The organism is Cupriavidus phytohabitans (assembly GCF_017815025.1).
In the GTDB taxonomy this organism is placed as follows: Bacteria; Pseudomonadota; Gammaproteobacteria; order Burkholderiales; family Burkholderiaceae; genus Cupriavidus.
In genome coordinates, this window is record NZ_JAGIQB010000035.1 from 45,399 (window position 1) to 58,980 (window position 13,582).

The 13,582-nt window shown below is 68.3% G+C and carries 11 protein-coding genes; all 11 read right to left on the reverse strand.

What is annotated here, in order from left to right; translation table 11 throughout:
- Positions 1 to 12: 12 nt before the first annotated feature.
- The 11 genes from J8I34_RS22650 to rsmH all read right to left on the reverse strand — a co-directional run bounded on the left by J8I34_RS22650 (position 13) and on the right by rsmH (position 13,576).
- The gene (locus J8I34_RS22650; RefSeq protein WP_209774288.1) at positions 13 to 996 is read right to left on the reverse strand and encodes a D-alanine--D-alanine ligase; all 984 of its coding nucleotides are present in this window, start codon (positions 994 to 996) and stop codon (positions 13 to 15) included.
- Positions 993 to 2,420, reverse strand: a complete 1,428-nt coding sequence (murC, locus tag J8I34_RS22655; protein ID WP_209774291.1) for a UDP-N-acetylmuramate--L-alanine ligase — start codon at positions 2,418 to 2,420, stop codon at positions 993 to 995. Before murC ends, J8I34_RS22650 begins: the two co-directional genes overlap by 4 nt.
- A 21-nt stretch (positions 2,421 to 2,441) precedes the next feature.
- Positions 2,442 to 3,512 (reverse strand): undecaprenyldiphospho-muramoylpentapeptide beta-N-acetylglucosaminyltransferase, encoded by a 1,071-nt coding sequence (gene murG, locus J8I34_RS22660; RefSeq protein ID WP_209774293.1) that lies wholly within the window; start codon positions 3,510 to 3,512, stop codon positions 2,442 to 2,444.
- Complete coding sequence (gene ftsW, locus J8I34_RS22665) at positions 3,509 to 4,750, reverse strand: putative lipid II flippase FtsW (protein WP_029048073.1); 1,242 nt, start codon at positions 4,748 to 4,750, stop codon at positions 3,509 to 3,511. Before ftsW ends, murG begins: the two co-directional genes overlap by 4 nt.
- Positions 4,747 to 6,258 (reverse strand): UDP-N-acetylmuramoyl-L-alanine--D-glutamate ligase, encoded by a 1,512-nt coding sequence (murD, locus tag J8I34_RS22670; RefSeq protein WP_209807074.1) that lies wholly within the window; start codon positions 6,256 to 6,258, stop codon positions 4,747 to 4,749. Before murD ends, ftsW begins: the two co-directional genes overlap by 4 nt.
- A 70-nt stretch (positions 6,259 to 6,328) precedes the next feature.
- The gene (mraY, locus tag J8I34_RS22675) at positions 6,329 to 7,498 is read right to left on the reverse strand and encodes a phospho-N-acetylmuramoyl-pentapeptide-transferase (protein WP_209774299.1); all 1,170 of its coding nucleotides are present in this window, start codon (positions 7,496 to 7,498) and stop codon (positions 6,329 to 6,331) included.
- A gap of 13 nt (positions 7,499 to 7,511) precedes the next feature.
- Positions 7,512 to 8,912: a UDP-N-acetylmuramoyl-tripeptide--D-alanyl-D-alanine ligase gene (locus J8I34_RS22680; protein ID WP_209774302.1), complete on the reverse strand. Its 1,401-nt coding sequence runs from the start codon at positions 8,910 to 8,912 to the stop codon at positions 7,512 to 7,514.
- The gene (locus J8I34_RS22685; protein WP_209774303.1) at positions 8,909 to 10,477 is read right to left on the reverse strand and encodes a UDP-N-acetylmuramoyl-L-alanyl-D-glutamate--2,6-diaminopimelate ligase; all 1,569 of its coding nucleotides are present in this window, start codon (positions 10,475 to 10,477) and stop codon (positions 8,909 to 8,911) included. The genes J8I34_RS22680 and J8I34_RS22685 overlap by 4 nt, the downstream gene beginning before the upstream one ends.
- Positions 10,474 to 12,279: a peptidoglycan D,D-transpeptidase FtsI family protein gene (locus J8I34_RS22690; protein WP_029048068.1), complete on the reverse strand. Its 1,806-nt coding sequence runs from the start codon at positions 12,277 to 12,279 to the stop codon at positions 10,474 to 10,476. The genes J8I34_RS22685 and J8I34_RS22690 overlap by 4 nt, the downstream gene beginning before the upstream one ends.
- Entirely contained in the window at positions 12,276 to 12,590 is a 315-nt protein-coding gene (gene ftsL, locus J8I34_RS22695) for a cell division protein FtsL (RefSeq protein ID WP_029048067.1), read from the reverse strand. Before ftsL ends, J8I34_RS22690 begins: the two co-directional genes overlap by 4 nt.
- Positions 12,587 to 13,576 carry a 16S rRNA (cytosine(1402)-N(4))-methyltransferase RsmH gene (gene rsmH, locus J8I34_RS22700; RefSeq protein ID WP_209774304.1) on the reverse strand — a complete coding sequence of 330 codons (990 nt, stop codon included), beginning with the start codon at positions 13,574 to 13,576 and terminating at the stop codon, positions 12,587 to 12,589. Before rsmH ends, ftsL begins: the two co-directional genes overlap by 4 nt.
- Positions 13,577 to 13,582: the final 6 nt, after the last annotated feature.

Below are 13,582 nucleotides of genomic sequence, written 5' to 3' on the forward strand. Positions count from 1 at the left end.
GCGGGTTCTCGGTTATTCAGGCTTCCAGTGCTCGTTCGGGTGCAGGTCCAGCGTCGCGGCGGCCACCACCTGCAGCACGAAGTCCTCGTAGCTGATGCCGACTGCGCGCGCCGCCATCGGCACCAGCGAATGGCCGGTCATGCCGGGCGAGGTATTCATCTCGAGCAGGAACGGCTTGCCGTCGGCGCGCAGCATCACGTCGGCGCGCGCCCAGCCGCGGCAGCCCAGCACGCGGTAGGACTGCACCGCCAGCGCCTGGACTTCCTTTTCGATTTCGGGGTCCAGCCCTGACGGGCACAAGTATTGGGTATCGTCAGTAAAGTATTTATTTTGATAGTCGTAGTTGGCTTCGGGCGCGACGATGCGGATCACCGGCAGCGCTTCGGCGGTGTCGCCCTCGCCCACGATCGGGCAGGTCAGCTCGGCGCCGTCGATGAAGGTCTCGGCGATGACGTCGTTGTCCAGCGCCTCGGCTTTCTCGAACGCCTCACGCATCTGGTCGGCCGCCGTCACCTTGGTCAGGCCGATCGACGAGCCTTCGCGCGCCGGCTTGACGATCAGCGGCAGGCCCAGGTCGGCAACCACCGCGTCGAAATCCGTGTCGGCGTGCAGCATGGCGAAGCGCGGCGTGGGCAGGTCATGGGTGGTCCACAGGCGCTTGGTGGCCTGCTTGTCCATCGCCAGCGCCGACGCCAGCACGCCGCTGCCGGTGTAGGGCACGCCCAGCTGTTCCAGCAGGCCCTGGATGGTGCCGTCTTCGCCGTAGCGGCCGTGCAGCGCGATAAAGACGCGGTCGAATTTGGCCGCGGCCAGCTCGGCCACGCTTTGCAGGCCGGGATCGAAGCCATGCGCGTCGACGCCGCGCGACTGCAGCGCGGCCAGCACGCCGTTGCCCGACATCAGCGAGATCTCGCGCTCGGCGGAACGGCCGCCGAACAGCACGCCGACCTTGCCCAGCGACTTGGGATCGATATTGGGATGGGCGACGAAGCTCATTGCTGGCCTCCCGACTGTTGCGTCTGCTGGTATGACACCAGTTGCCCCGGCACGCCGCCGATCGAGCCGGCGCCCATCGTCACGACCACATCGCCGGGCCGGACAGCATTCAGGATGGCCTGCGGCATCTCTTCCATCTGCTCCACGAAAACAGGTTCTACCTTGCCGGCCACGCGCAACGCGCGGGTCAGCGCACGGCCGTCGGCGGCCACGATCGGGGTCTCGCCGGCGGCATAGACCTCGGACAGCAGCAGGGCATCGACGGTGCCCAGCACTTTGACGAAGTCCTCAAAGCAATCCCGCGTACGAGTGAATCGGTGCGGCTGGAACGCCAGCACCAGGCGGCGGCCCGGGAACGCGCCGCGCGCCGCGGCCAGCGTGGCAGCCATTTCCACCGGGTGGTGGCCGTAGTCGTCCACCAGCGTGAAGGTGCCGGCACCGTCGGTGGTGGCCACTTCGCCGTAGCGCTGGAAGCGGCGGCCCACGCCGTGGAACTCGCGCAGCGCCTTGACGATGGCGGCGTCCGGCACTTCCAGCTCGGTGGCAATGGCGATCGCCGCCAGCGCGTTCTGCACGTTGTGCATGCCGGGCAGGTTCAGCACGATGTCCAGCGGCGGCTCGACATGGCCGTTGAGCTGGCGCATCACGGTGAAGTGCATCTGCCCATCGACCGCGCGCGCGTCCACCGCGCGGATCTGCGCGTCTTCGGCAAACCCGTAGCGCACCACCGGCTTGGACACTAGCGGCAGGATCTCGCGCACGTTGGGATCGTCCACGCACAGCACGGCGATGCCGTAGAACGGCAGGCGCTGCGTGAATTCGATGAACGCCTGCTTGAGCCGGGCGAAATCGTGCCCGTAGGTGTCCATGTGGTCGGCATCGATATTGGTGATGACCTCGATGACCGGGAACAGGTTCAGGAACGACGCGTCGGACTCATCCGCCTCGGCCACGATGAAGTCGCCGGTGCCCAGGCGCGCGTTGGCGCCCGCGGAGTTGAGCCGGCCGCCAATGACGAAGGTCGGGTCCAGCCCGCCCTCTGCCAGCACCGATGCCACCAGGCTGGTGGTGGTGGTCTTGCCGTGCGTGCCGGCGATGGCCACGCCCTGCTTCAGGCGCATCAGTTCGGCCAGCATCACCGCGCGCGGCACCACCGGGATGCGCTTGCTGCGAGCGGCCAGCACCTCGGGGTTGTCGCCGCTGACCGCGGTCGACACCACCACGGCATTGGCGCCGGTCACGTTGGCCGCGTCATGCCCGTGCATGACCGTTGCGCCCAGCGACGCCAGGCGCCGCGTGGCGGCATTGCTGCCCACGTCGGAACCCGAGACCTTGTAGCCCAGGTTCAGCAGGACCTCGGCGATGCCGCTCATGCCGGCCCCGCCGATGCCCACGAAGTGGATGTTTTTGACGATATGCTTCATTGGATTGCTGCTTCGCTCATTTCAGTCCCTGGCCAGCTGGCTGCACACCTCGGCGACGCGCCGGGTTGCCTCAGGCTTGGCCAGTCCGCGCGCCAGGCGCGCCATGTCTTTCAGCTGCGGCCGGGTCAGGCTGGCGATGGTTTGCGCCAGGCCCTCGGCCGTCAGGTCGTCTTGCTGCACCAGCAGGGCCGCGCCCTGGCTGGACAAAAACTTTGCGTTGGTGGTCTGGTGGTCGTCCACGGCATGCGGGAACGGCACGAACAGCGCCGCCACGCCCGCCGCGGCCACTTCCGACACCGTCATTGCGCCGGCGCGGCAGATCACCAGGTCGGCATCGGCATAGGCACGCGCCATGTCGTCGATGAACGGCAGGGTCTGTGCCGGCACCTGCGCCGCCGCGTAGTTGGCGCGCAGCGTGTCGATCTGTTTGGCACCCGCCTGGTGCGTCACCACCGGACGCTCGCTTTCCGGCAACAGCGCGATCGCCTTCGGCACCACCTCGTTCAGCGCCGCGGCGCCCAGGCTGCCGCCCACCACCAGGATGCGCAGCGGACCGGTACGCTGGTCGTAACGGGACTCGGGCGCATCCAGGTGCGCCAGTTCCTCGCGCACCGGGTTGCCGGTCCATTCGCCGCCGGGCAGCGTGTCCGGGAACGCGCACAGCACGCGGTCGGCCACCTTGGCCAGCACCTTGTTGGCCAGGCCGGCGATCGAGTTCTGCTCGTGCAGCACCAGGGGGCGGCCCAGCAGCGAGGCCATCATGCCAGCCGGGAAGGTGATATACCCGCCCATGCCCAGCACCACGTTCGGCTTTACCCGGCGCAGCGCGCCGATGCTCTGCCAGAATGCGCGCAGCAGGTTCAGCGGCAGCAGGAACTTGGTCACCAGCCCCTTGCCACGCAGCCCGCCGAACTGGATGAATTCCATCGGGATATCGTGCTTGGGCACCAGCGTGGCTTCCATGCCGGTGCGGTTGCCCAGCCAGACGATGTTCCAGCCCTGCTCGCGCAACGCATGCGCGACCGCCAGCCCCGGGAACACATGTCCCCCGGTGCCGCCGGCCATCACGAGCAGGGTGCGTGGCTGCGTCATACCTTCCCTCCACGCATCAGCACGCGATTTTCATAATCGATACGCAGCAGGATCGCCAACGCCACGCAGTTCATCAGAATCCCCGACCCGCCATAGCTCACCAGCGGCAGCGTCAGCCCCTTGGTCGGCAGCAGGCCCAGGTTCACGCCCATGTTGATGAAGGTCTGCCAGCCGATCCACACACCGATGCCCTTGGCCACCAGGCCGGCAAAGGTGCGGTCGAGCTGCAGCGCGATGCGGCCGATATTGAAGGCGCGCCGCACCAGCCAGTAGAACAGCACGATCACCACCAGCACGCCGACAAAGCCGAATTCCTCGCCGATCACCGCGAGGATGAAGTCGGTATGCGCCTCGGGCAGGTAATGCAGCTTCTCGATGCTGCCGCCCAGCCCGACCCCGGTCCACTCGCCGCGTCCGAAGGCGATCAGCGAGTGCGTCAGCTGGTAGGCCTTGCCCAGCGCGTTGCTCTCTTCCCACGGGTTCAGGTAGGCAAAGATCCGCTCGCGCCGCCACGGCGACGCCGTGATCAGCAGCGCGAACGCGCCCACTGCCACGCCGACCAGCCCGGCGAACAGCTTGCCGTTGATGCCGCCCAGGAACAGGATGCCCATCGCCACCGCCGCGATCACCAGGAACGCGCCCATGTCGGGCTCGAGCAGCAGCAGCATGCCGACCACCACCACCGCCACGCCCATCGGCAGGAAGCCCTTGGCCACGGTCTGCATCCACTCCTGCTTGCGCACGGTGTAGTTGGCGGCATACAGCACCACCGCCAGCTTCATCAGCTCGGACGGCTGGAAATTCATCACGCCCAGCGGGATCCAGCGGCGCGCGCCGTTCACGCCCTTGCCGACGAACGGCACCAGCACGATCACCAGCAGGATCAGCGCGACGACAAAGAGCTTGGGCGCATAGCGGTCCCATACCTTCACCGGCACCTGGAACGCCACCAGCCCGACCGAGAGCCCGATAAACAGCGCAAACGCATGCCGCATCAGGAAATGGCTTTCGCGGTAGTTGGCGTAGCGCGGCGAATCCGGCAGCGCGATCGAGGCCGAAAAGACCATCACCAGGCCGAGCGCGAGCAGCATGATCGCGACCCACAGCAGCGGCTGGTCGTACTCCATCATGCGCGAGCGCGTGGGCTTGACGCCCGATACCGCGTCACGCAGGCCACCCCAGGCATTGCCGATGGTGGCGCCGATAAACCCGCTGCGCTTGACCTGCGCGTCGCTCATGGCAGGATCCCCCGGGACAGGGCCAGTTCTTCCACCGCGGCGCGGAATACCTCGGCGCGGTGCACGTAGTTGCGGAACATGTCGAGGCTGGCGCAGGCCGGCGACAGCAGCACGACGTCGCCGCGCTCGGCCAGTTCCGTGGCCTTGGCCACGGCTTCTTCCAGCGTGGCGGCATCGGCCAGGCTGGCGCCGCTGCCCTGCAACGCATCGCGCAACTCGGCGGCAGCGCGGCCGATCAGCACGACTGCGCGCGCGTATTGCGCCACCGGCGCGGCCAGCGGCGAGAAGTCCTGGCCCTTGCCTTCGCCGCCGGCGATCAGCACCACGCGCTTGTCCAGCCCGGACAGCGCGGCCACGGTTGCGCCGACATTGGTGCCCTTGCTGTCGTCGAAATACTCGACGTCATCGATGGTGGCCACCCACTCCACGCGGTGCGGCTCGCCGCGGTACTCGCGCAGTCCGTGCAGCAAGGCGTTCATCGGCAGGTCGATGGCACGGCACAGCGCCAGCGCCGCCATGGCATTGGTGGCGTTGTGCATGCCGCGGATATGCAGCGCGTCGGCCGGCATCAGGCGCTTGTGGCGCAGCGGCACGGCTTCCTCGGAAGCTTCGGCGGCCTTGCGGCGGCGCGGCCTGCCCTCCCCTTCCGCTTCCGAATCGGGTTCGGCCAGCACCAGCCAGGGCATGCCGCCCTCGCGCAGGATGCCGAAGCTGCCCGGCACTTCCGGCAGGTCGATGCCGAAGGTCACCGGCTTGCGGCCCGCCCGCGCCATGTCCAGCGTCAGCTTGTCATTGCGGTTCAGCACCTGCACGCACTCGCTGCCGGCGGGCCCGAAGATGCGCGCCTTGGATGCGGCGTAGGCTTCCATCGAGCCGTGCCAGTCGAGATGGTCCTGGCTCACGTTGAGCACGGTGGCCGCATCCGGCGCCAGCGTATGCGTGGTCTCCAGCTGGAAGCTGGAGAGTTCCAGCACCCACACCTCCGGCAGCGTGGCCGAGGCGATGCATGCCGACAGCTTGTCCAGCGCCGACGGGCTGATATTGCCCGCCACCGCCACGGTCTTGCCGGCGCGCTCGACCAGCCGGCCCGTCAGCGCCGTGGTGGTGGTCTTGCCATTAGTGCCGGTGATCGCGAGCAGCTTCGGCGCGTAGCCGGATTCGGCTTCGAGGTGCCTGAGCGCGCGCACGAACAGCTCGATCTCGCCCCACACCGGAATGCCGCGCGCCTGCGCGGCGGCCAGCAAGGCACCGGTGCCGGCGTCCAGCGGCGACAAGCCGGGGCTGATCGCCACCAGGCCGATATCGTCGAGCAGGCTTTCCGCGAACGGGCCGCCCACGAACTCGGCCGAAGTCAGCTCGGCCTGCAGGAAGACAAGGTTGGCGGGCGCCTCGCGCGTGTCGGCCACGCGCACCGCGCAGCCGTTCAGGCCACACCAGCGCGCCATGGCCAGCCCCGATTCGCCGAGGCCAAGTACCAGCACATGAGGTTTCTGCAGCTCGCCAAACACTTCGATTTCCTGCCTTTGGTTTCCTGTTTCTATTTAGAAAGCGCCGCGGCCATCGCCATCGGCACAACCATTAACGCAACTTCAGCGTCGACAACCCGATCAGCACCAGCAACATGGTGATGATCCAGAAGCGCACCGTGACCTGCGTTTCCTTCCAGCCGCCCAGCTCGAAATGGTGGTGCAGCGGCGCCATCCGAAACAGCCGCCTGCCCTCTCCATAACGGCGCTTGGTGATCTTGAACCATGTGACCTGCGCCATCACGGACAGCGTTTCCACCACGAAGATGCCGCCCATCACGAACAGCACGATCTCCTGGCGCACGATCACCGCGATCGTGCCCAGCGCGCCGCCCAGCGCCAGCGCGCCCACGTCGCCCATGAACACCTGTGCCGGGTGCGCGTTGAACCAGAGGAAGGCCAGCCCTGCCCCACCCAGCGCGGAACAGAAGATCAGCAGTTCCCCCGCGCCCGGGATATGCGGGAACAGCAGGTACTTGCTGTAGACCGCGTTGCCCATCACGTAGGCAAACACGCCCAGCCCGCCGCCGACCAGCACCACCGGCATGATCACCAGGCCGTCCAGGCCATCGGTCAGGTTCACGGCGTTGCTCGAGCCCACGATCACCAGGTAGGTCAGCACGATGAAGCCGGCTACGCCCAGCGGGTAGCTGATCTCCTTGAAGAAAGGCACGATCAGGTTGGACTTGTACGGCATGTCGAGCGACAGCCCGCCCTCGACCCAGTTCAGGAACAGCTCCCAGACCCGCACATTGCTGCTTTCGGACACCGAGAACGCCAGGTAGACCGCGGCCACAAGGCCGATCAGCGTCTGCCAGAAAAACTTTTCGCGGCTCGACATGCCGCGCGGGTCCCGATAGACCACCTTGCGGTAGTCGTCGACCCAGCCGATGGCGCCATAGCCGAAGGTGACCAGCATCACCACCCAGATAAAGCGGTTGCCCCAATCGCACCACAGCAGCGTCGAGACGGCGATCGACACCAGCACCAGCACGCCGCCCATGGTCGGCGTGCCGGACTTGACCAGGTGCGTCTGCGGGCCGATGGTGCGCACCGCCTGGCCGACCTTCAGTTCGGTCAGCTTGCGGATCACCCACGGACCAAACGTCAGGCCGATCAGCAGCGCGGTGAGGTTTGCCATCACCGCGCGGAATGTCAGGTAGTTGACGACCCGGAGGAAGCTGTAGTCGTTTTGCAGCCACTGGGCCAGAGCCAATAACATCGTGTTGTCTTCGTTAATGTGCGGAAGTGTCTGCGACCAGCGCAGCGACGATCCGTTCCATGCGCATGAAGCGCGATCCCTTCACCAGCATGGCGCCCGCTTGCGCCACCATGCCCCCGCTGTCTTCCTCCAAGGCCTTTGCCAGGTCTTCCACGCTGCCGAAATGGCGGCCGTTGGCGCCGAACGCGCGCACCGCGTGCACGGCCAGTTCGCCGGCGGCCCACAGCGCGTCGACGCCGCGCGCCTGCGCGTAGGCGCCGATCTCTTCGTGGAACGCCGGCCCCTGGTTGCCGACCTCGCCCATGTCGCCCAGCACCAGCATGCGCGGCGCGGCAAAACCGGCCAGCACGTCGATGGCGGCGCGCATGGAATCGGGGTTGGCGTTGTAGGTGTCGTCGATGACCACCGTGCCGCCCGGCGTGTACTTCACCTGCAGCCGGCCCTTGACCGCCTGGAAGCCGGCCAGCCCCGCCTGGATCGCCGGCACGTGCACGCCCGCGGCCAGCGCGCAGGCGATCGCCGCGAGCGCGTTGCGCACGTTGTGCTCGCCCAGCAGCGCAAGCCTGACTTCAAACGCATGGCCCGGCGCGCGCACCTGCATTACCTGCACGCCGTCGACCAATGCCATGGTGGCGTGCACGTCCGCGCGCTGCGAGGTGCCGAACGACAGCGCCCGGCGCGCACCGGCGGCCTCGCGCCAGACCGGTGCATAGGCACCGCCGCTTTCCTCGTCGAGCGGGAATACCGCCACGCCGTCCGCCGGCAGCGCCGCGATCGCGGCCGCGTGCTCGTGCGCCACGGCTTCCACGCTGACCATGAATTCCTGGTGCTCGCGCTGCGCGTTGGTGATGACCGCCACGGTGGGCTGGGCGATGCCGGCCAGGTAGACGGTCTCGCCCGGATGGTTCATGCCGAGCTCCAGCACTGCCAGCTTGTGCGTGGCGCGCAGGCGCAGCACCGTCAGCGGCAGGCCGATGTCGTTGTTCAGGTTGCCACCGGTGGCCAGACGCTGGTCTTCGCCCACCGCCGCAGCGAAGATCGCCGCGATCATTTCCTTGACCGTGGTCTTGCCGTTGCTGCCGGTCACCGCCACCGCGGGCAGCGTGAACCGGCGGCGCCAGCCGGCACCCAGCTCGCCCAGCGCGATGCGGGTGTCGGGGGCGACAATGGCTGGCACGCCAGCATCGACTTCACGGCTCACCAGCACGGCCGCGGCGCCTTTGGCCACCACGTCGGCGATGAAGTCATGCGCATCGAAGCGCTCGCCCTTCAGCGCGACGAACAGGTCGCCGGGCTCGACGGTGCGGCTGTCGGTCTGCACGCGCGAGAACGCAACGGCGCCGTCGCCGGAAACGCGCGCGCCGGCAATCCAGCCGGCGGCGTCCTGCAAGGTGGTCATGGTGGTCTGGCTCATGCCGATACTCCACGGGTGGCTAGCGCCAGGCGGACATGCTCGCGATCGGAGAACGGGCGCTTGCGCCCCTGGATCTCCTGGGTGGCCTCGTGGCCCTTGCCTGCCACCAGCACCACGTCGGCCGAAGCCGCGTGCCGGATGGCGTAAAGGATGGCGGCGGCGCGATCCTCGATCTGGCGGCCGCGCGCGCGGTCGGCCATGCCGTCGGCGATCGCGTCCAGGATCTCCTGCGGGTCCTCGCTGCGCGGGTTGTCGCTGGTCAGGATGACCTCGTCGGCCAGGCGTTCGGCCACCGCGCCCATCAGCGGGCGCTTGATCGGGTCGCGATCGCCGCCGCAGCCGAACACGCACCACAGGCGGCCATTACGCGCCTGCGCCACCGGGCGCAGCGCGGCCAGCGTCTGTTCCAGCGCGTCAGGGGTGTGAGCGTAGTCGACCACCGCAAGCGGGCCCAGCCCGGCATCGCCACCGTTGGCGCCGAACAATTCCATGCGGCCCTCGACCGGCGTCAGCGCGCGCAGCGCCGCCAGCGCCGCATTCCATGCCACGCCGTTGGCCAGCGCCGCGCCCAGCACCGCCAGCAGGTTGCTGACGTTGAAGGCGCCGATCATGGGCGTGGCCATCTCGGTGCTGCCGAAGCTGCCGTCGATATGGAAAGCGGTGCCGTTGGGCGTGGCGCGCACGTTGGTGGCGCGCAGCCATTCGCCGCGCGGGCGTCGCACCGTGGCGGCGCCGGGGCCGTCGATGCCGTATTCGATCACGTGCGGCGCGGCGATTGCGGCCGCGTCCGCCGCCAGCAGCCGCTGGCCCATGGCGTCGTCGCGGTTGACCACTGCGGTGCGCAGGCCGTCCCACTGGAACAGGCGCTCCTTGGCGGCCTCGTACTCGGTCATCGAGCCGTGGTAGTCGAGGTGGTCCTGCGTCAGGTTGGTGAGTACCGCCACCGTGAAATGCGTGCCGGCCACGCGCTCCTGCTCCAGGCCGTGCGAGGACACTTCCATCGCCACGGCCCGCGCGCCGGCGTCGTGCAGCGCCGCCAGGCTGGCCTGCAGCTGCACCGCGTCGGGCGTGGTGAAGCCGGTCGCCTGCAGTGCGCCGGGGAAGCCTGTGCCGAGCGTGCCGACGGTCGCGCAGGGCGTGCCAGCGGCCTGCAGCACGCGCGCCAGCCACTGGCTGCACGAGGTCTTGCCGTTGGTGCCGGTGATCCCGGTCACGGCCAGGCCGCGCACCGGATTCCCGTGCCAGCCGGCGGCGATCGGGCCGGCCAGCTGATGCAGGTTGCTGACCGCCAGATGCGGCACGACGTCGCCAAATGGCCAGTCGAAGCCTTCAGCCTCATAGACGATGGCACCGGCGCCGGCCGCGATGGCCTGCTGGATATAGGGCCGCCCGTCTGTGGCCAGGCGCTCGTTGCCGAGCACGTAGGCAAAGAACACGTCGCCGCGCGCCAGCCGGCGGCTATCGCCCGTCAACTGCGCCGAAGCGGCCACGTTGGTACGCAGCCAGGCCAGCGCGTTGCTGGCCTGGGTGGTCACCTCGAGCGGGAGCAGGGGCTTGGCCGTCATTGGGTCGCGCTCCACGGTTCGCTTTCCGGCACCTTGTCGCTGACCACCAGCTGGCGGATCGGCGAATCGGGCTGGACATTCAGTGCGCGCAGCGTGCCGCCGGTGATGGCGGCGAACGCCGGGCCCGCCACCAGGCCGCCGTAGTGGCTGCCGGCGGTAGGCTCGTCGACGCTGACGGCGACGATGATGCGCGGGTTGGACATCGGCGCCAGGCCGATGAACGAGGCGCGGTACTTGCTGCGGTTATAGCCGCGGCCTTCGTGCTTGTAGGCGGTGCCGGTCTTGCCGCCGACGCGATAGCCCATCACCTGCGCCTCGGGCGCGGTGCCGCCGGGCGCGGTCACGGTTTCCATCATGGCGCGCACGTCGCGCGCCACCTGCGGCGACAGGATGCGCTCGCCGGTGGCCGGACCGTTGGCGCGGAACATGGTGACCGGGATCAGCTCCCCGTCGTGCGCGAAGATGGTGTAGGCATGCGCCATCTGGAACAGCGACACCGACAGGCCGTAGCCGTACGACATGGTGGCCTGCTCGATCGGACGCCAGCTCTTGAACGGACGCACGCGCCCTGCCACCGCGCCAGGGAAGCCGATCTTGGGCGCCTGGCCCAGGCCGATGCTGGTGTACATATCCCACATCTCCTGCGGCTTCATCAGCATCGCGATCTTGGTCGTGCCGATGTTGGACGATTTCTGGATCACGCCGCTGACGGTGAGGGCGCCGTAGTTGTGGGTATCGCTGATGGTGGCGCCTTCGAACTGGTACTTGCCGGTGGTGGTGATCACCGTCGACGGCGTCACGCGCTTGAGCTGCAACGCCAGCCCCACGGTGATCGGCTTCATCATCGAGCCGGGTTCGAAGGTGTCGGTCAACACGCGGTTGCGCAACTGCTCGCCGGACAGCCGGGTGCGGTCGTTGGGGTTGTAGGTGGGCCAGTTGGCCAGCGCCAGCACCTCGCCGGTCTGGGCGTCGAGCACCACGGCGCTGGCGGCCTTGGCCTTGTGCTTATCTACCACGGCCTTGAGTTCGTTGTAGGCGAGGTACTGGATCTTGGCGTCGATCGACAGCTGGATGTCTTCGCCGTCGCGCGGGGTCTTCAGGATGCCGACATCCTCGACCACGCGGCCGAGGCGGTCCTTGATCACCTGGCGCGCGCCGGGGCGGCCGGCCAGGCCGGTTTCGCGCGCCAGCTCCACGCCTTCCTGCCCGCGGTCTTCCACATTGGTGAAGCCCACGATATGCGCCATCGCCTCCCCTTCCGGGTAGAAGCGCTTGTACTCGCGGGTCTGGTGGATGCCCTCGATCTTGAGCGCGGCGATCTTGTCGGCGACGTCGGGCAGCACCTGGCGCTTCAGGTAGACAAAGCCCTTGTCCTCCGACAGCTTCTTGCCGAGGTCCTTCTCCGACATGCCGAGCAGCCTGGCCAGCTGGCGGATCTTGGCCAGCTCGACCTGGTTGGGCACATCCTCGGGCACCGCCCAGATCGCCTTGACCGGCAGGCTGGTGGCCAGCACCAGGCCATTGCGGTCCAGGATCTTGCCGCGCGTGGCCGGCAGTTCCAGCGTGCGCTGGAAGCGCTTCTTGCCCTCGGCCTCGTAGAACTGGTTGCCCGGGCCCTGGATCCATGCGGCGCGCAGCGCCAGCGCGACAAAAGCCGCGAACATCAGGAACACCACCAGCTTGGAGCGCCACATCGGCAGGCGCAGCCCCAGCACCGGGCTGGCCGAGAACTGGCCGCTGCGCGGGCGCGACGGAGTGCCGTTGCCGTTGCGGCCGGGCGGGTTGGGTCGGGCCATGCTCATTGGCGCGCCTCCGCCTCGCTGGCCGGCGCGGGCTGCGCCGGCGGCAGCACGATGCCCGACAGGTACTGGGTCTTGCCGGGGTTGGCCGGTGCCATCTTCAGCTGCGCGCGCGCGGCATCGGCGATGCGCGCGCTCTTGCCGAGCGAGCTCTGCTGGTACTGCAGGCGCGCCCAGTCGATGTCGAGCTGGCGTTCTTCCGACTGTGCCCGCTCCAGCGCCACGAACAGCGTGCGCGCCTGGTGCTGGGCGCTTACCAGCGAGAGCGCGCACAGGATCAGCGCGGCCAGAAGGAAGAAAGTCAGGCGGTTCATGCGCGCACGCCTCCGCCGGCCGGAGCCAGTTTCTCGGCCACGCGCATCACGGCCGAGCGCGCGCGCGGATTGGCGGCTACCTCTTCGGCGCCGGGCTTGGAGCGTCCGAGCAGGCGCAGCGTGGGCTGCGGCAGGTCGGCCGCGCGCAGCGGCGCGCGGCGCAGGGCCGGGTCGGCATCCTGCTGGGGACGGGCGTGCGCCGCCATGAACCGCTTGACGATGCGGTCCTCCAGCGAATGGAAGCTGATCACCACCAGGCGTCCCCCTACCTGCAACAGGTCATAAGCCGCCTTCAGACCTCTTTCGAGGTCCTCAAGCTCTTGATTGACGTGAATCCGTAGAGCCTGAAAGGTGCGGGTCGCAGGGTCCTGGCCCTTCTCGCGTGTTTTGACGGCTTTCGCCACGAGCGCGGCAAGGTCGGCAGTAGTGGCGATGGGTCCGCCATCGCCGGGTTCGCGCCGGCGAGCAACAATCGCCTTTGCAATCTGTACAGCAAACCGTTCTTCCCCATAGTCTCGTATCACCCTGGCAATGTCCTGCTCATCCGCCTGCGCCAGCCACTGCGCGGCGGTAATGCCGCGCGTGGTGTCCATGCGCATGTCCAGCGGGCCCTCGAAACGAAAGGAAAACCCCCTCGCCGCCTCATCGATCTGGGGCGAGCTGATCCCCAGGTCGAGCAGCACGCCGGCCACGTGGCCGCGCCCGGCCAGGCGCTCTGCCATGTCCGCAAAGCTGGCGTGCTCAATGGAGAAGCGGGCATCCCCGATGGTGCCCGCTTCTGCGATTGCTGCTGGGTCCTTGTCGAACGCGACCAGGGCCCCGTCTGGCCCCAGCCGGGCCAGTACCGCCCGGCTGTGCCCTCCCCTGCCGAAGGTGCCGTCCACGTAGACGCCGTCCGGGCGCCAGACCAGGGCGTCGACGGCCTCGTCCAGCAGCACGGTGCGATGGCGCAGGGCGGGGGTTGCCGGCGTTCCGGTAGGACTCATGACCTC

Excerpts from the sequence above, each read along its gene's own strand:
- J8I34_RS22650 (WP_209774288.1), bottom strand. The coding sequence starts at position 996 with ATGAGCTTCGTCGCCCATCCCAATATCGATCCCAAGTCGCTGGGCAAG.
- murC (WP_209774291.1), bottom strand. The coding sequence starts at position 2,420 with ATGAAGCATATCGTCAAAAACATCCACTTCGTGGGCATCGGCGGGGCC.
- murG (WP_209774293.1), bottom strand. The coding sequence starts at position 3,512 with ATGACGCAGCCACGCACCCTGCTCGTGATGGCCGGCGGCACCGGGGGA.
- ftsW (WP_029048073.1), bottom strand. The coding sequence starts at position 4,750 with ATGAGCGACGCGCAGGTCAAGCGCAGCGGGTTTATCGGCGCCACCATC.
- mraY (WP_209774299.1), bottom strand. The coding sequence starts at position 7,498 with ATGTTATTGGCTCTGGCCCAGTGGCTGCAAAACGACTACAGCTTCCTC.
- J8I34_RS22680 (WP_209774302.1), bottom strand. The coding sequence starts at position 8,912 with ATGAGCCAGACCACCATGACCACCTTGCAGGACGCCGCCGGCTGGATT.
- J8I34_RS22685 (WP_209774303.1), bottom strand. The coding sequence starts at position 10,477 with ATGACGGCCAAGCCCCTGCTCCCGCTCGAGGTGACCACCCAGGCCAGC.
- J8I34_RS22690 (WP_029048068.1), bottom strand. The coding sequence starts at position 12,279 with ATGAGCATGGCCCGACCCAACCCGCCCGGCCGCAACGGCAACGGCACT.
- ftsL (WP_029048067.1), bottom strand. The coding sequence starts at position 12,590 with ATGAACCGCCTGACTTTCTTCCTTCTGGCCGCGCTGATCCTGTGCGCG.
- rsmH (WP_209774304.1), bottom strand. The coding sequence starts at position 13,576 with ATGAGTCCTACCGGAACGCCGGCAACCCCCGCCCTGCGCCATCGCACC.